Here is an 18,173-nt window from a genome sequence, read left to right on the forward strand (position 1 = left end):
GTGGTATGCTTACCATCATGTGTATATGGTCGCGGCATGCCTGTGCCTCTATTATTTCCACCCCTTTTTGTTCGCATAATTTCCTAAGTATCTGCCCTATATCCACCTTGATTTGTCCATATATTTCTTGTCGTCTATACTTCGGTGCAAATACTATATGATATTTACATCTCCATTTCGAATGTGTTAAACTATTTATGTCATCCATTGACATGTCCTCCTTTGTTTTTTGATGCGGTTGGTGAACCTTCATCATTCTATCACTGGAGGACCTCTTTTCGCTATAAGCGTTCTAATTCCACCAGCAGAGCTGGTGGTTTTTTGCGCTGAAGCTACAATGAAAACCCCGCATACATTCACTGTTACTCTTGAATGTATGCGGGGTAATATTTTGTATCCGGTTTTAACCCATCAGCTTTACAAGTACGGCCTTCTGTGCGTGCATACGGTTTTCGGCTTCCTCAAAGATTTCGGCGGCATGGGCTTCAAACACATCGGCGGCAATCTCCTCGCCCTTATGCGCAGGGAGGCAGTGCTGCACAATAGCATCCGGCTTCGCGTGCTTAAGCAGACTCTGATCGATAATAAAGCCCTTGAAGTCCTGCCTGCGCTTGGCGGCTTCGTGCTCCTGCCCCATTGAGGTCCAAACATCGGTAATTACTACGTCGGCATCCTTCACAGCCTCGGTGATACTATTGGTTAAAGTAAAGCAATCAAACTGCTTGGCGAAGTCTATTACCGTAACGGCAGGCTCATAGCCCTTAGGGGTGGCAACCGAAACATGCATGCCGCACTTTAACCCGCCCACAATCAGCGAATTTGCCATGTTGTTGCCGTCGCCGATATAGCACATCTTTAAGCCCTTGAGTACACCCTTGAACTCACGGATGGTCATTAAGTCTGCCAGCACCTGGCAGGGGTGCGCGTAATCGGTAAGCCCGTTGATGATGGGAATGGAGCCGTAGTTTGCGAGGTCTTCGACCTCCTGCTGCTTGAAGGTGCGTATCATAATACCGTCAAGGTAACGTGAAAGCACGCGGGCGGTATCCTCCACCGGCTCGCCGCGGCCGATCTGCAGGTCGTTGCCGCTCAAAAACAGCGCCTGACCGCCAAGCTGGTACATGCCCACCTCAAACGACACCCGCGTTCTGGTAGATGCCTTCTGAAAGATCATGCCAAGGGTTTTACCCTCAAGGTGGGGGTGCTTAATGCCGTGCTTCTGCTCATACTTCAGCTGGTCGGCAAGGTTTAAAAGCTCAATAATCTCATCGCCGGAAAGGTCGGCCATCTTCAGCAGGTGATTCATTCTCAACAACTCCTTTGTCATACTTATTATTGTGCATTCGTCAGCACGGCTTCTAATATCTTCAGTCCTTCATCAATCTCTGCATAGCTGATGGTAAGCGGCGGAAGCATCCGCAGCTTGGCCTTTGCGGTTAGAATCATCAGCCCGTTTTCATGGCACTTTTGAGAAAGTTCGGCGGCGGTGGCCTTGCAGCCAAGCTCAATGCCGATCATCATCCCAAGACCGGAAACGCTTTTTACATGCGGCAGCTTAAGCAGCCTCTCTTTGATATATTCTCCCTTGTGCTTTACCTCGGTAAGAAACTCCTGTTTGGCAACGCGGTTTAAAACAACTACCGCGCCCGCGCAAACAATGGGGTTTGCGCCAAAGGTCGTGCCATGGTCACTGGGGCCGAGAACGTTGGAATACTCCTCGTTGGCAATAAAACCGCCCAGCGGCAACCCACCGCCAATGCCCTTGGCAAAGGTTACGACATCGGGCTTTACATCAAACTGCTCGTAGGCAAAAAAACTACCCGTACGCCCGATACCCGTCTGCACCTCGTCAATCATAAATGCAAGGTCGTGTTCGCGGCAGAGTGCTTTTACCGCCTGAACATAATCCTTGTTTAGCGGTACCACCCCGCCCTCTCCCTGTACAAGCTCTATCAGCACACCGCATACATCGTCGCCAAGCAGTGACTTCATGCTCTCGATATTGTTCGCCTCGGCGAAGGAGAAGCCCTCGGTAAACGGGAAGAAGTAGTTGTGGAACACCTCCTGCCCGGTGGCGGCTAAGGTGGTGATGGTACGGCCGTGGAAGGAGTTTTGCAGGGTGATGATACGGCCTCTGCCTTTACCGTATTTATCAAAACTGCGCTTGCGGGCTACCTTGATAGCGCCCTCGTTTGCCTCGGCACCTGAGTTGCAAAAGAAGGTTTTGCCTAAACCCGTAACCTTGCTCAGCCCTTCGGCCAGCTGTGCGCACGGCTCAATATAGTAAAGATTGGAGGTGTGATTGAGTAGTTTTGCCTGTTCGGCAATGGCGTTTGCCCATTCCTCATCACAGAAGCCGAGCGCGTTTACGCCGATGCCGCTGGTAAAATCGATATACCCCTCACCATCAACACCCTGCGCACGCGATGCCTTGCCGCTTTTAATTGCAACATCGTTGCGCTTGTAGGTGTTCATAACGTAGTTATTGTAGCTTTCCTGTACCTGTTTTTTCGTCAAAGTAATCCCCCCCTGTTATGTAGTACCCTTAATTAAATGAACATGGTTCCGATGCCCTCGTTGGAGAACATCTCAATCAGAATGGAATGAGGGATGCGCCCGTCGATGATAAAGGTTTTATGCACACCTCGTCGAACCGCCTCCACACAGCATTCAATCTTCGGAATCATGCCGCCCGAGATGATGCCCTGCTTGATAAGGTGCGGCACCTCGCTGACATTTACCACAGGGATAAGTGATTCCTCGTCGTTCTTATCACGCAGAAGGCCGCGGATATCGGTCATCAGAATCAGGTTTTCGGCGCCTACCGCGGCGGCGATACGGGCGGCTGCGGTATCGGCGTTGATATTATACACCTGCCCGTAGCTATCGCAGGCTACGGTGGCTATTACGGGGATATATCCGTTATTCAAGGTATCGAAGATCGGCTTTACATCGATGCTATCAATCTCACCCACAAAGCCCAGATCATCTTTAGAGTTGATCTTCTTTGCGGTAATCATGTTGCCGTCAATGCCGCACAGCCCCATCGCCTTGCCCTTATGGCTGGTAAGCAGGCCTACAAGATCCTTGCTGATCTTGCCGGCCAGCACCATCTGCACAATCTCGGCGGTTTCAGCATCGGTATAACGCAGGCCGCCCACAAAGCGGGATTCCTTTCCAATCTTGCCGAGCATATCGGTAATCTCGGGGCCGCCGCCGTGAACCAGCACCACCTTTACGCCAACCAGCGAAAGCAGCACGAGGTCGCTCATTACGGCCTGCTTGAGCTCGTCGTTTACCATAGCGTTGCCGCCGTATTTGATAACGATAACCTTATTGTAATACTTCTGCAGATAGGGCAGCGCCTCGATAAGCACATGCGCCTTATCGCTGTTGGAAATCTTCATGCTTCTTCCCAGCCCTTTCATCTTACCTATAAACTGATAAACTATCTGTCAGGTACGATAATCCCCGTTAATCTTCACATAATCATACGTCAGATCGCAGCCCCAAGCGGTGGCGCTCGCCTTGCCGTCGTGCAGGTTTATCTCAATGATAATCTCATCCTCGGCAAGCAGCCCCTTGGCTTCCTCTTCTGAGAATGCAACCCCCGCACCGCTTTCGCAAACCTTGATAGTTCCCACAGAACTTGCAAGGCTAACCTCAGTTTTGTCAATGTTAAACTGTGCGTCGGTGTAGCCGATGGCACACAAGATACGCCCCCAGTTGGCGTCCTGCCCAAACATGGCCGCCTTGAAAAGGCTGGAGCACACCACGCTTTTTGCAACCTTCTTAGCGGTATCCTCATTCGGGGCGCCAGAAACGCGGCATTCCAGCAGCTTTGTGGCACCTTCACCGTCCTTTGCCATCAGGCGGGCAAGGCGGATATTCACCTCGTTGAGTGCTTTACAGAAGGTGTTATAATCCTCGCCCTTCTCGGTAATCTTGGGGTTGTTGGCGGCACCGTTTGCAAGGATGCACGCCATATCGTTGGTGGAGGTATCGCCATCCACACTAATCATGTTGTAGCTGAGCTTTACACTATCAGAAAGCGCCTGCTGCAGCAGGGAGGCATTAATATTTGCGTCGGTGGTGATAAAGGCCAGCAAGGTAGCCATGTTGGGGTGAATCATCCCCGAGCCCTTGCTCATACCGCCGATTACACAGGGCACCCCGCCAATTTCAAAGGTTACAGCCACTTCTTTTTTAAAGGTATCGGTGGTCATAATCGCCTCGGCCGCATAGGTGCCGCCGCTCTGCGAAAGGCCGGAAACCAGCATATCGATACCCGCCTGAATCGGCTCGATGGGTAAGGTCTGCCCGATGACACCGGTGGAAGCCACAATCACCTCGTCGGCGCTGATATTCAGCTCGCGCGCAAGCATGGTGCACATCTGCAGCGCCTTCTGTTCCCCGTCGGCATTGCAGGTGTTGGCGTTGCCGCTGTTTGCGATTACCGCCCTCGCCTTTCCGTCGGCCAGATGGCGCTTGGTTACGGCAATGGGAGCACCCTTTACCTTATTCTGCGTATATACCGCCGCTGCCGTACAGGGCTGCATGCTGAAGATAACGGCTACATCCCTTTTTGTAGGAACGCCCTCTCCACTGGAATCGCTGAGCAGGACCTCGCCGGTTTTCATGCAATGCTTGATTCCGCAGCTAACCCCGTTTGCCAAAAAACCCTTCGGAGCGGTAACGCCGCCTTCGATTATTGTAATTGAATCCATGTTGATTAGCGCCTCCACCAGATACTTATTCAAAGAAAATAGATTGTATATTATAGCCCTGTGGCCTCATCTACACCCAATGCAAGGTTCATACATTGTACCGCAGCACCTGATGCACCCTTACCAAGGTTATCAAACCGTGAGATAACCGTCAGCTGTTCATCGTTGCCGCACACGATAATCTCCAAGCGGTTTGTGCCTGCCAGCGTGTTGGTGTAGAGCACACCCTCTGCCACCTCATCATAAGGCAGAACCGAGATAAACTGCTGCCCTGCATAGTATTCCGCATACTGCTGAGCAAGCTCGCTGGGGGAAAGCTTCTTATTCAGCAGGCGGGTGCAAAGCGGCATACTCACCGCCATGCCGTTGTAATAATCGCACACGATCGGGTTAAGGAGCGGTTTATAGGTTAATCCTGAATGTTTATGCATTTCAGGTATATGCTTATGCGAAAGCGACAGCGCATAAATTCGCGGACTATCGTATTTCTCGGCCCGGTTAGTAGCTTCATACTCGGCAATCAGCTTTTTGCCGCCGCCGCTGTAGCCCGAGATGCCATAAGCGGTTACCGGATAATCCTTTGGCAGGATGCCGAGTGCAACCAGGGGTGTTGCTATCGTAATAAAACCGGTGGCATAGCAGCCGGGTACTGAGATGCGCCTACCGGTGCAAACCGCTTCACGGTGCTTGGGTGAAAGCTCGGGCAGGCCGTACGCCCAGTTATCCAAGGTGCGGTGGGCGGTGCTGGCGTCTATTACAATGGTTTTTTCATTTTCCACCAGCGATACCGATTCCCGTGCCGCCTCGTCGGGCAGGCATAGGAACACCACATCGGCCTCATTAATGAGCCGTTTGCGCTCAGAGACATCTTTGCGCTTCTCCTCGGCGATGGTAAGTATCTCAAGGTCGTTGCGGCCCTCAAACCGTTCAAAGATCTTCAGGCCGGTGGTGCCCTCTTTTCCGTCTATAAAAACCTTCTTCATTTCGTTGATCCCTCGAATTGCTTCAATATTTCCTTTGCGCGTTCAATCTCTGCCTTTACCTGCTCCGGTGCGGGGCCGCCCGGTACAGCGCGGCCTTTTACGCAGGTTTCGAGTGAAACCGCCTCGTAAACATCCGCCTCAAATGTGCCGCTGATTGCCTTGTACTCCTCAAGGGTGAGCGTTTCAAGGGTTTTACCGCTCTGGATGCAATAGGCTACCAGAGAGCCCACGGCCTTGTAGGCGTCGCGGAACGGCATACCCTTCTTGGTAAGGTAATCGGCGCAATCAGTGGCGTTGATGAAGCCCTTCGCCGCCGCCGCGCGCATATTCTCTTTTAGCACCGTCATAGTCTCAATCATGGGGGTGAAGGTCTTCAGGCAAAGCTTTACGGTATCGCATGCGTCAAAGATGGCCTCCTTATCCTCCTGCATATCCTTATTGTACGCAAGCGGCAGAGATTTCATCATCGCAAGCAGTGTCATCAAGTCACCATAAACGCGCCCGGTTTTACCGCGAACCAGCTCGGCGATATCGGGGTTCTTCTTTTGCGGCATAATGCTTGAACCGGTGGCAAAGGCGTCGTCCAGCTCGATGTATTTAAACTCCCACGAGCACCAGAGTATAATTTCCTCGCTAAAGCGCGAAAGGTGCATCATGATAATCGAAATTGCGCTTGCCAGCTCTACCACAAAATCGCGGTCGGAAACACCGTCCAGCGAGTTATGGCTGATATCATCAAAGCCTAAGCGCTCTGCAACCAATGCCCTGTTAAGCGGGTAGGTGGTGCCTGCCAGTGCGCCGCTGCCCAGAGGGAGGACGTTCGTGCTCTTATAGGCGTTCTGCAGGCGGGTGAGGTCGCGCAGCAGCATCTGCACATAAGCCATCAGGTGGTGGGCGAAGGTGATGGGCTGCGCCCTTTGCAGATGCGTATAGCCGCACATTACCGTTTCGGTATGCTGGATAGCCTGAGCCAGCAGCGCCTTAATAAGCTTTTCAACCAGAGCGGTAATCTCGGTAATCTCGTCCTTTAAATACATCCTTACGTCCAGCGCAACCTGATCGTTGCGGCTGCGCGCGGTGTGCAGGCGTTTACCCGCGTCGCCAATCAGCTTGGTCAGCTCGGCCTCTATAAAGGTGTGGATATCCTCCGCTGTGCCGTCAATGGCAAGCTTCCCGCTCCCGATATCCTCTAAGAGCTTTTGAAGGCCGTCACAGATTTTATCGGCCTCGGCCTTTTCAATGATTCCGGTACTCCCCAGCATTGCGGCATGCGCCATGCTGCCGAGGATATCCTGCCGAACCATACGCTGGTCGAAGGATATTGATGAGTTAAAATCGTTCACACCGGCGTCTACCTCTTTGGAAAACCGCCCCGCCCAAAGCTTCATAAGGCAAATGTCCTTTCTAGTTCAAGCTCTAAATTGATAATGCAGAATGCGCGCTTATACTTATCACGATTATGAAAACCATACGAAATAAATAATCGAGCAAAAAGCTTGAATTTATGGTTTTTTCCTCGATTTATTCAGAAAGGTTTTAATGAGTGATTCGTATTATTTACGCCGCGCATTCTGCAAAAAGTGCCTGTTGAGTTTCCAAAACCAAAACTACTTGCCCTCGGTAATCGCCTTTACCTTGATGGGCAGACCGAACAGGTTGATAAAGCCTGCCGAATCGGCCTGATTGTATACCTCATCCGCGCCGAAGGTGGCGATATCCTCACTGTAGAGGGTATAGGGGCTGGTAACACCCGCATTGATGATGTTGCCCTTATAGAGCTTTAGCTTTACCTCGCCGGTTACAGTGGCCTGTGTTTGGTTTACAAACGCGCTGAGTGCCTCGCGAAGCGGGGTGTACCACTGGCCGTAGTAAACCAGCTCGGAAAACTTGATGGCAACCTGCTGCTTGTAGTGCTGCGTATCCCTGTCAAGGCAGATGCTCTCGAGCACCTCATGCGCGTGATACAGGATGGTTCCGCCGGGGGTTTCGTACACGCCGCGGGACTTCATGCCCACAAGGCGGTTTTCCACCATATCCACAATACCGATGCCGTTTTCGCCGCCCAGCTTATTGAGCTTTTTAATAATCTCCACACCACTGAGCTTCTCGCCGTTTACCGAAACAGGAGCGCCCTTTTCAAACCCGATGGTAACATAGGTGGGAGCGTCGGGTGCCTTTTCGGGGGAAACGCCGAGCTCAAGAATCTTATCGTAGTTCGGTTCGTTGGCCGGGTCTTCAAGGTCTAAGCCCTCGTGCGAGAGGTGCCAGATATTCTTATCTTTAGAGTAGTTGGTTTCACGGGTGATGGAAATGGGGATATTGCGTGCCTCGGCGTAGTCGATTTCATCGTCGCGGCTCTTAAGCTCCCAGGTACGCCACGGGGCGATGATAGGCATATTGGGGGCAAACGCCTTGATGGCGAGCTCAAAACGAACCTGATCGTTACCCTTTCCGGTGCAGCCGTGCGCGATAGCGTCGGCACCCTCCTTTAAGGCAATCTCTACAATACGCTTGGCGATGATGGGGCGGGCAAACGAGGTGCCAAGAAGGTATTTGTTCTCGTATACTGCACCCGCCTTGAGGGTTTCAAAGATATATTCGTTTACGAATTCCTCGGTTAAATCCTCGATATACAGCTTGCTTGCGCCGGTTTTAAGGGCCTTTTCGTTTAAACCGTTGAGCTCCGCGCCCTGCCCTACATCGGCGGCTACGGCAATAACCTCACAGCCATAGTTCTCTTTCAGCCACGGAATGATGATGGAGGTATCCAGCCCGCCGGAGTATGCGAGCACTACCTTATTAAACTTCTTCATAAACAATAACCTCGCTTTATGTTTTAATATACTAAGCTTCTAATGAGTTCTTACAGCAAAAGTAATGAGGTGATATTCATAATTATACATCAACTTACGTTAAATACAAGGGTTTTGTGCATAAATATACATTATTGTCGCATGACACAATTTTTATAAATATTAAGCCTGCAGTCTGTGTGAATTGACGAAAATCACGGGTGCGGCTTACCGGCGCGGTATTCGTTCATTACCGCAGTGAAGATTTCGGCGCTGGTGGGCGGTGTCCAGGTAATGGCGTTGGCGCCTGCGTCGATGGTTGCGTTGATGCTCTCGGCGGTGGGGCCACCGGTGGCGATAATGGGCACCAGCGGGAAGTCCTTGCGTATCTTTGCCACCAACTGCGGGGTTTTCGCAGCGGCGGATACGTTTAGTATGGCTGCGCCGGCTTCTAAGCGTGCACGGATATCATCGTTTTCGGAAACGACGGTAATCACGATCGGGATATCGATGGTTTCAAACACATTTTTCACCGACTTATTGGTGGTGGGCGCATTGAGCACCACTCCGATAGCCCCCTGAAACTCTGCGTGCAGCGCCAGATTGATGACACGTTTGCCCTGTGTCAGCCCGCCGCCTACGCCGCAGAAAACGGGGATATCGGCGGAAAGCATGATAGCCTGTGTGATAATAGGCTGGGGCGTAAACGGGTAAACGGCAATCACTGCGTCGGCATTCACGTTTCGGATAATGCAGATATCGGTGGTAAACACAATGGAGCGTATACGTTTGCCGAATATTTTAATCCCGCTGGCTCGCTGAATCTCCTCGGGTACCTTTAGCATGAATTTGCGCAGGTTCCCCTGAATCTCGGGTACAAAGGCAGACAAGTCCGACACATCCTCTCTCAATATGCTGTTTTCTTATGCTTTACATGCCGATGATAATATCCATCAGCTGGCGCTTGGGCACATGCCGAACACCATCGCCGTCGTAATAGCATTTGGTTTCGTAGCCCGTTTCCTCCAATACAATATCCTCGTTGGGGCTTCCCAGTGCAATCACCATCAGCGGCTCATAGGCGCCGATGGTTACCATCAGCTCGCGTTTTAACCGAACCTTATCAAAATTCGTAATAATGCAGCCGCCGAGCCCTTGTTCAGAGGCGCCCAACAGGATGGTTTGCGCGGCAAGCCCCGCGTCGATATAGGAGCTGTGCAGGGCGGGTACAAGGTTAGTATCTACAAACATACAGATATATGCGGCAGGGCGCGCGTTTTCGTCGGTATCAAGCGGCGATGCTGCGGGCTTGGCCCACCGCAGCAAGGGGAAGATGAGGCTGTTGGTCTCTTCAGACGCACTGATAAAATACTTCAGCGGCTGCACGTTTCCGGTAGAGGCGGTAAGGCGTGCAAGCGAGATTAGTTCAAACAGCAGCTCGTTGCTTATTTTTACCGATGAATCGTAGCAGCGATAGCTCCGGTTATGAAGCACCAAATCCTTCAGCATTTTTTGTTCCTTCCCCCCTTGGCTGCATACAAGCTGCAACACAACTTAGCAAAACTGGTTTATGAATATCATTATAGCATAATTACAGTACAAGGAAATATCCAGTGAAAATTTTTGTAATAAGAGCTATAGAAAAAGGTGCCTTCAACCTGCCGTAAAAGACAGATTAAAGGCACCTTTAACAAACAGGCTTATCAGAAAGCTTTAACTCACCTTTACCGTAAAGGAGGTACTCTTATTCGTACCATCGTTTGCAGTAATTTTGATGGTTGCTGTACCTGTTTTTTTAGGGGTAGCAAAATAAAAGTACGTATAGTATCCTTTAGTATTGCTATTATCAGAAAACTCATGGCCCAAATAGGACACAATATCCGGGTTGCTGCTTGTAACGGTATAGTCGTCTGCAAAGTTATTAGTATACACTATTATTGTATATTTTTTTCCTGTTACAGCACCAGTATACCCCTTAGCTTCAGAAAACAAGTAGCTTGTTGGCGGGCAGATGCATACTACAATTTGGGAATAAGCACCGCTATAATCCGTGGCTTTGGCTGTTACTATAATGTATTGAGCACCGATTATTTTCTTAGAGGTTGAAAGCAAACCGCCTGAAGAGATTTTTACATAGCCATTGCCTTTTAACTCGTTCGTTTTAGCAGTATCTTCAGTAAATGTGTTGTTGGTAAAGGTTCCGGCCTTAAAATCCCACGTTACCGCTGAACTGCTGGGCTTACCATAGGTAGCCCCCATTTTGGCGGTGAACTGGCGACTGGTTCCCTTCGCAACATACGGTTGCGCACAAGTGGTAAGCTCCGTTTTGGAGTTAATTTTAATATAGGATGCCGGGATGATAACCGTAACGGGTACGGTTGCCTTAGCAGCACCGCCATCCGCGGCGGAACAGGTGATTACCACATTACCCGCACTAACTGCTGTAATCAAGCCTTTGTCACTAACCGTTGCCACCTTCGTATTGGATGAGGTGAAGGTTAGCGGCGCCTCGGGATAGTTTGCAGTCGCCGTTAGCTGCAGCGCTGTTTCTATATTCGTGTTGTAGAAATCGTACTGACTATTGGGAAGATTGACAGTAAATAACGTAACCTTTGACAATGTGCCGTTTTTTGTAAAAACAGCCTTACTGTCGTCTGTGTCCAGCTTAATTGTGGTAATCGGGCTTTGCTTAACGGAGATACTTTTTATTACCGTTAAATTTGACCCGTCCTTGGTCTTCGCCATAATTTTAATCGTATCAGTTGTTATACCGGAGGCCACGGAGAGCGTACCATCCGGTTTAATAGTTGCCTTATTCCCTGTATCGCTAATAATGGACCAATCCACCGTTTTAACAGAGGCTTTTGCCGGAGTAAACACCGCTGTGTATTTCAAGCTCTTCCCAGCAGGGATGTTATCACTTCCGGAAATCGTAAGCCCCTCTACCGGCTGCAGCACCTTCATTGTGATTGAACCCTTTTTGCCGCTGCCATCCTGCGCCGTTGCGGTAATAACCGCGGTACCCACGCCCTTGGCGGTAAGCAAGCCAGTTGGATCAACGGCTACAACCTTTGAATTACCTGATGACCATACAAATTTATCGCAACAGCCAGTACCGTCCTTTGATGTTGCAGAAGCTGTTGCCTTTAGAGAGGTTGAATAGATTGCACCCTCTACCGCTGATGTAAACATCGTAAGGTAATTGTTCTCGGTAGTAACCGAAACATTGGTTATGGTGTTTTGATATACTAATATACTGTAATCTGCAGAGCAGTTTGAACCATCTGTTGCCTTTGCACGCAATACAATAGTACCCGATGCACCAGGCTTAACAGTCAGCTTACCTGCGGTTGTAAGGCTTGTTGCCAAATCGCCGCCGGACACTATGCTCCATTCCACCTTATTGGCTGCCGTTGCGGGGGAACATTTTGCCGCAAGCTGCAGGGTTTTACCTGCAACAATACCGCTTTGAGTGGTTGTAACCGTTACGGTCTCAACAGGGTTTACCACCGTTACGCTAGATGTAGCTTTTTTGCCGCTTCCATCTGAAGCTAGTGCTGTGATTACCGCGGTTCCCTTGGCAACTGCCGTTACATTTCCATTTTGGTCAACGGTTGCCACCTTTGCATTCGACGAAGACCATAAAACCATGTTAGCAGGAGTCGCAGTTGCTGTGAGTTTATCTGATGTTGGGATGGTTCCTGAAGCCACTTCCTTTGAGAATAATGTCAGCTTTGGCTTATCCAGCGTTACAGAGGTAACTGCGGCAGTGGTTACTTGTATTTCAAAGTTCTTTTCGAATTTGGATTCATCAGCAGCCTTTACGTTCACTACAATTTTTCCAGAGGCATTTGGCATTGCCTTAAGCAAACCTGTTGAAGTAACGGTTGCAATGCTTTTGTATGTAGAGTCAAGGCTGTAAACAACCTTTTTATTGGTGGCGCCTGCCGGAGACACTAAAACAGCAAGCTGCACAGATTTTCCGGCAGCCACGCAGGTGGTTCCGATGTTCTCTATTCCGGTTACAGGCACCTTTACGGTGATGTTTACAGCGGCGGACTTACCGTTGCCATCCAGCGCGGTACAGGTAATCTTTGCTGTTCCGCTGCCCTGTGCTGTAACAACCCCGGTATTGCTTACTGTGGCAACAGAGGGATTGGAAGAGGTATAAGCCAGAGAAACCGATTCCAGAAGCATCGGGTTATTCTTTGCATCAAAAACCCCAGTTGAAAGCGCTACGGTGTTGGTTACCCCCTGAACCAACGTTGTAGTTGCCGCAGAAAGAGTAACCTTTGATACCGCCACCGAGGAAATCTGAATGGTCTTCTCCTTGAATTTACTTGGGTTGGATACGGAGGTTGCACGGATAGTTACACTTCCGGTTTGGTTTGCCTTAATTGTGAGCTTACCGTTTAACATAGTAGCCTTTTGTAAACCGTCGGTAATGCTCCATATTACCTTGCTGTTGGTAGCGTTTTGCGGCTGAATACCGGCTGTATACTGTGCGCTTTTACCCGCATAGATGAAATCTGCGCCAGTAATCTCATTAACAGCGGTAACCGGTATTTCAAGCTTGTAGGTTGAGTAGGTTACTGCCACTACCTTACCCACATTTCCATAGCCGTTTACAGATAATGCTTTTATGGTTGTTTTGCCTTCTGGAAGAATTATCGCATCTTTATAAACCTTTCCGTTGGTAACAATACCGTTTGCTACCGAGGGGTTGGTGTTATCGGTGGTATAGACGATAAAATCTTCTCCGCTAATCTCCACCTTAGAACCGGCTGGTACGGGATTTTTAGTATCGGTGATAATATCGCCGGTATCGGAAGCTTTTACCGTAAAGATTGGCAGGGGTGACGCTACATTAAACATAGTCTGAGCGTTGATTACGCCGGTTCCTATCTGAGAAGAGGCCGCAGGGGTTACATTTTTCTTTAAAACAGCGCGCAGCGCCTCGACATCCTTGGCATTCACGGCTCCGTCTTTGTTTACATCACGCGCGCCGGCACCAGGGAATTGGCTGAGATAAAGAGCTGCAACACCCGTAACTACCGGGGTGGCCATTGATGTACCATTCAAAGATATATACGAACTGTTTGAAGCGATACCGGTAGACCAGATGTCATACCCCGGCGCAGCTACAGAAATCCAAGATCCCCAGTTGGAAAAGTTTGCACGCCTGCCGGCCTGATCGGTAGCCGCTACCGTAATAACACTCGAATAGCCTGCGGGGTAGCACTTAACGTTGGAACCATCATTACCGGCCGCAACAATAATCGGAATACCGGCATCATAGACTGCTTTATATGTATCTTCTTCAAGTTTGCTGTAAAAATATCCGCCGAGGCTCATATTGATAACAGCGGCACCATTTGATTTAGCATAATTTACACCTGCCAATATATTGGCAGAGGTGCCGGTGCCCTGTGTATTCAGTACTCTTACCGGTAATATTGTAGATGCCGGTGCAATACCTGCTCCGCCCCTGCCGTTACCCGCAGCTGCTGCTACAATACCCGCTACATGGGTACCATGCTGGTTCAGTGAGGTAGATCCACCAGCGAAATCTATCTGCGATAGTATTCTGCCTGCAAATTCCTCATGTGTAGTAAGAACACCGGAATCAACGACGGCTACGGTAACGCCTTCGCCTTTTGTTGTTCCCCAAGCGCCGTATGTACCCACAACCTCGTGCATCCACTGAAAGTGCTGTGCAGCACTGCCATCGTTGGGTGTTTGCAGAAAGGGATCGTTGGGGCGGTCTGCCCATGTAGGCAGCTGGGGAGCCTTTTCTCCCATAGCGTTAATGCTGAATTTTGAATCGTCTAAAGGAAGCTGTTGCTCATTCTCTCTTGGGTCAAGCTGATAAATAAGGTTCGGATAAACAGGCGGCAGTAACGTTTTTTCGTTCGCTGCGGCACAAACCGCCTGATAGGTGGTAATACCTTCCGAAAGTGTTACCACCGCAACACCTTCCCTGAAAGATGAAAGCTTGCCATTATATGCTTCGGCAACCTTTTTGGCATAATCCTCAGAATCGGTTAGGAATATAATCTCTCCGGATACATAGTCCTTCCCCTGCTTCATAATATCAAAGTTGCTGAGGGTACCGTTTAAACTCATCTCACGCTTCTCTGTAAGCTGCTCTGCCGAAAGGGTAAAACCCTTGGGCATACCCTTAAAAGGATAAAGCCCGGTTGTATCGCTGCTCCCCACAGACGGTACACCGCTTTCACCCGCTGGAGGAGCTTCGCTTTCGCCTGTTGAGGGCTTATCACTATCACCAATGGCTGGCTGATTGCTTTCTCCGGGTGTTCCACTGGTACCAACGTCAGGCAGGTTACTCTCGCCTGCTGTACGGGCTTGTGAAAAACCACTTCCGCCTGCAGTATCTTGGGCAAATGTTGTTAATAACATCCCCTGTGAAAAGATAACCACGGTGGCTGTTATCAATGCCAGAATTCTCGAAAATGCACTTTTTCTCATTTTTTCTCCTCCAAAAAATATTTAACGCATTCATTCAGAAAGCGCATGATATACCATATTTTTGTATAGCTCCACCCATCCGTTCTTCTTTCCCCTATCAATAACGGTCTGCAAATCTTCTTCGGTTGTAAACACTGCTATACCATTATCAAAGCTCTTCAATGTAATATTATAAAGTTGTGCAATCTCGTCGGCTTGCTGTTTGGTTTGAGTAAGACAGAGCAACTCACCTGCAACATAAGCTTCGCTACCGGCCGGGTTCGTACTGGTGATATTCTTTTCTGCACTGCTTTCCATGTTACCATCCTTTTCACTTTCCAAATTGTGCTCAGTAATATAGCAAGAAGTAAAAATAAAGACACATATTACTAGCAGTGCATATATTCGTGTTAACAGACGATTCATTTATACCACCCCAATATATGTAATTAAACTTATCATATTCTACCACCAGTGTCAACAAAAATAAACCATAAAGAAAGTTTAAAAAACTCCAAAAGAATTGTAATTTCATTTAGTTATATTAAAATAAAGAAAGATTCATACGAAATTAATAATACCGGTAATTTCAAAATGACGTTCTTAGGTTATTCTAGGTTAAATAGAAAGGACTACAATATATGAAGCACCCTTTTCAATATAGTACGATTACTTTGCTGCTTGTGGCAGCTTGTATAACGCTGTCTTCCTGTACTCAGCGGAACACACAGGATGTAACCGCATCGGTAGCTGCGGTATCCAGCGAAAGCTCATCGGCTATAGCAGCCTCGAAAGCTTCGTCATCGACAATAAGCCCGGGGGCTTCCGCTGCAAAAAACAGCGAGCATCAAAAGGTAGCTGTATCGTCGCAGGCATCCTCGGTATCATCTGCCGCCTCTTCTAAGGTGGTTTCGTCACAGGCGGCATCCTCCAAGGCTTCCGGCAAGGCCGTTTCCTCCAAGCCGCGGGCGGAGAGCCTTGAGCCCCCCTCTTTCAGCAGCGAAAGCGCTTCCTCCTTAAAGCCTGTGGGTTCTGCGCAGGATTATGGCCCCCGTTTAAGCGACGATACAAGCAGGGTGCCTTCTTCTTCATTTTACAGCGATGTTGCGGACGAGATACTCAACCAGCTCAACGATCTGCGCACCAGTCAGGGCCTAAACCCGCTTACTAAAAGCTCTTCGCTTACAAAGGGCGCTAAAATCCGCGCGAAAGAGATGTTTGACTATCAGTACTTCGCCCATACACGCCCAGACGGCAGCAGTTGGGAGACGCTCTTTTATACTGATGTTCCGCTTTCCGACTGCGAATATATCGGCGAAAATCTTGTAGAATATGAGGATATTTACCCTGATGCCAGTGCCATCATGGAGATGTGGCTGAACAGCCCAACCCATTATGCCAATATGGTGCGGGCAGACTATACGCATGTGGGCATCGCTGTGTTTTACGGCGAGTTTGAAGACGGCAGGCAGCTGCTTTACGCCGTGCAGGAATTCGGAACCTTCAACTGACATTTATCCATTGGATAACAAGCGGACGGAAAGAATCTGTTTCTCTCCGTCCTGTTTTTTAGGTATTATGCATCAGTGCTATTGGTATTTTCTTTTTATATATCCTTAATATAACTGTAATGTGTACTCTTCGCCTGTTTTCGTTCATAAATACGGAAGTATAGCGATGTATGATATGGATGGTAAGCTTTTGTTTTTGAGGTTTCAGACCCCGTGTGTTAGAATGGGGTTAACATAATTCCATCGGCGCTCTCCGCAACGCGACAAAAGGAGCTCGCCGCACCATAATGCTACTACCGAAATGGAGTAGTTAAAAACAGAAAGGATGATACCATTGCGTTTTACAAAACGCTTCGCTGTCATTGCCTGTCTGATGGCTGCGACCTCGCTTTTACTGTTTTCCTGTGCCGAAGGTGCAGAAGTTAAGTCATCTTTGAGTAACTCCTCTGTTGAAAGCACATCCTCCGAGGACGCGGTTGTTAGTCAGCAGGCTGACAGCAGCATTCAGTCCGAGCCTGACGGCTCGATGCCTTCTTCACAGGAGACCCCCTCCTCCGACACCGCTCAGCCCTCTTCAAATTTAGTAAAACCCGCAACCTCTAAGGCAGAAACCCCTGTTTCCTCGGGTATAACCTCCCCCAAAAAGGACTATACCTCTTCTGTTGTGTCCTCGAAAGCCACAAGCTCTCGGGCTGCCAGTTCAAAGGGAGTAAGTTCTGCAGCTGCCAGCTCTAAGCCTTCCAGTTCAAAGGCTGCATCCAGTTCTGAACCTGTGAGCAGTACCCCTTCTTCTGATACCTCCGGCTATGGTCCCCGCATCAGCGACGACCCGTCAAAATCCTCGGACACCAGCTTCCTTGCGGCAGTAGAGGATGATATACTTTCTCAGCTCAACAGCTTACGCCAGAGCAAGGGCTTAAACCCGCTGAAAAAAAGCTCGGCACTCGCCGCAGGTGCCAGAATCCGCGCCAAAGAGATGTACGATTATAACTACTTTGCCCACTCCCGCCCCGACGGCGCCAGCTGGGATACCGTTTTCAAGGTGGATATCAAGCTGACAGGCTACTCTCGCCTAGGTGAAAACCTTGTGAAGATGATTGGCTCCTCCCCCGACGCAACCGCCATTATGAACCTGTGGATCAACAGCCCAGGCCATTACGCCAACATGGTTACTCCGGAATACACCCATGTGGGCATCGGCGTATTCTACGGAACAGTCACCGGTCAGGGTAAAACCCTGTATGCGGTGCAGGAATTCGGTACATTTAATTAACCTATGATACTTATTTCAACATAATTCTAATCGTTCTTTCTTGTATTATCCCAACATTTATTTAACTCTCATCTTAAATCAAAACCACCAGTTAAACTGGTGGTATGCACCAGCCCTAAAAGGGCATATTACTGGCACAGCGTCTCAAGACGCACTGAATGGTTCCGCCAACCGCATTACTATTACGGGCAGCCGCTAAAGCGGCTGTTCGTTTTTCATGCCTTTGTTTCCTTGCTACCCGTGAACGGGTCTATGTATTCTTTGAATGATATTTGATCTGAAGCTATGTCTTCTTGTAATTGGTTTTTGATATATTCTTCAATTACTTTTGCATTTCTTCCTACTGTATCAACATAATATCCTCTGCACCAGAAATGCCTGTTCCCATACTTATACTTCAAATTTGCATGCCTATCAAA

The 18,173-nt window shown here is 49.1% G+C and carries 15 protein-coding genes; 2 read left to right on the forward strand and 13 right to left on the reverse strand.

The genetic code is table 11. From position 1 onward, the window contains the following. The 12 genes from tnpA to BLR50_RS12970 all read right to left on the reverse strand — a co-directional run. Positions 1 to 208 (reverse strand): IS200/IS605 family transposase (tnpA, locus tag BLR50_RS12915; RefSeq protein WP_143008118.1); only part of this gene is annotated, 208 nt, incomplete at its 3' end. A 195-nt stretch (positions 209 to 403) separates the two neighbouring features. Beyond that, positions 404 to 1,306 (reverse strand): ornithine carbamoyltransferase, encoded by a 903-nt coding sequence (argF, locus tag BLR50_RS12920; RefSeq protein ID WP_092643126.1) that lies wholly within the window; start codon positions 1,304 to 1,306, stop codon positions 404 to 406. A gap of 26 nt (positions 1,307 to 1,332) precedes the next feature. Next, positions 1,333 to 2,517, reverse strand: a complete 1,185-nt coding sequence (locus BLR50_RS12925; RefSeq protein WP_242871767.1) for an acetylornithine/succinylornithine family transaminase — start codon at positions 2,515 to 2,517, stop codon at positions 1,333 to 1,335. 32 nt (positions 2,518 to 2,549) lie between these two features. Beyond that, positions 2,550 to 3,407, reverse strand: coding sequence for an acetylglutamate kinase (argB, locus tag BLR50_RS12930; protein ID WP_092643129.1), 858 nt, complete (start codon positions 3,405 to 3,407; stop codon positions 2,550 to 2,552). A 48-nt stretch (positions 3,408 to 3,455) separates the two neighbouring features. Then, positions 3,456 to 4,727 carry a bifunctional glutamate N-acetyltransferase/amino-acid acetyltransferase ArgJ gene (gene argJ / locus BLR50_RS12935; RefSeq protein ID WP_092643132.1) on the reverse strand — a complete coding sequence of 424 codons (1,272 nt, stop codon included), beginning with the start codon at positions 4,725 to 4,727 and terminating at the stop codon, positions 3,456 to 3,458. 50 nt (positions 4,728 to 4,777) lie between these two features. Beyond that, on the reverse strand, positions 4,778 to 5,710 hold the full coding sequence (argC, locus tag BLR50_RS12940) for an N-acetyl-gamma-glutamyl-phosphate reductase (RefSeq protein WP_092643134.1): 933 nt from the start codon (positions 5,708 to 5,710) through the stop codon (positions 4,778 to 4,780). After that, positions 5,707 to 7,098, reverse strand: a complete 1,392-nt coding sequence (gene argH, locus BLR50_RS12945) for an argininosuccinate lyase (RefSeq protein WP_092643137.1) — start codon at positions 7,096 to 7,098, stop codon at positions 5,707 to 5,709. Before argH ends, argC begins: the two co-directional genes overlap by 4 nt. Before the next feature lie 219 nt (positions 7,099 to 7,317). Next, on the reverse strand, positions 7,318 to 8,523 hold the full coding sequence (locus tag BLR50_RS12950) for an argininosuccinate synthase (protein ID WP_092643140.1): 1,206 nt from the start codon (positions 8,521 to 8,523) through the stop codon (positions 7,318 to 7,320). 194 nt (positions 8,524 to 8,717) lie between these two features. After that, a complete protein-coding gene (locus BLR50_RS12955) occupies positions 8,718 to 9,347 on the reverse strand; it encodes a hydrolase (protein ID WP_092643162.1) in 630 nt (209 codons plus the stop codon). An 85-nt stretch (positions 9,348 to 9,432) separates the two neighbouring features. Next, complete coding sequence (locus tag BLR50_RS12960; RefSeq protein ID WP_092643143.1) at positions 9,433 to 10,011, reverse strand: nitroreductase family protein; 579 nt, start codon at positions 10,009 to 10,011, stop codon at positions 9,433 to 9,435. A gap of 204 nt (positions 10,012 to 10,215) precedes the next feature. Further along, positions 10,216 to 14,991, reverse strand: coding sequence for an Ig-like domain-containing protein (locus BLR50_RS12965; protein ID WP_092643146.1), 4,776 nt, complete (start codon positions 14,989 to 14,991; stop codon positions 10,216 to 10,218). Between the two features lie 30 nt (positions 14,992 to 15,021). Beyond that, positions 15,022 to 15,288 carry a hypothetical protein gene (locus BLR50_RS12970; RefSeq protein WP_092643149.1) on the reverse strand — a complete coding sequence of 89 codons (267 nt, stop codon included), beginning with the start codon at positions 15,286 to 15,288 and terminating at the stop codon, positions 15,022 to 15,024. 323 nt (positions 15,289 to 15,611) lie between these two features. Here BLR50_RS12970 and BLR50_RS12975 point away from each other — a divergent pair, with 323 nt between their 5' ends. Then, the gene (locus BLR50_RS12975; protein WP_092643152.1) at positions 15,612 to 16,481 is read left to right on the forward strand and encodes a CAP domain-containing protein; all 870 of its coding nucleotides are present in this window, start codon (positions 15,612 to 15,614) and stop codon (positions 16,479 to 16,481) included. Positions 16,482 to 16,815: 334 nt separating this feature from the next. Further along, a complete protein-coding gene (locus BLR50_RS12980) occupies positions 16,816 to 17,754 on the forward strand; it encodes a CAP domain-containing protein (RefSeq protein WP_162840442.1) in 939 nt (312 codons plus the stop codon). A 215-nt stretch (positions 17,755 to 17,969) separates the two neighbouring features. On the opposite strand, the gene BLR50_RS12985 is transcribed toward BLR50_RS12980, so the two are convergent. Beyond that, on the reverse strand, positions 17,970 to 18,173 hold a 204-nt coding region (locus BLR50_RS12985; protein ID WP_205408699.1), incomplete at its 5' end, for a transposase.

The sequence above is a fragment of the Acetanaerobacterium elongatum genome (assembly GCF_900103835.1).
Taxonomy (GTDB): Bacteria; Bacillota; Clostridia; order Oscillospirales; family Ruminococcaceae; genus Acetanaerobacterium; species Acetanaerobacterium elongatum.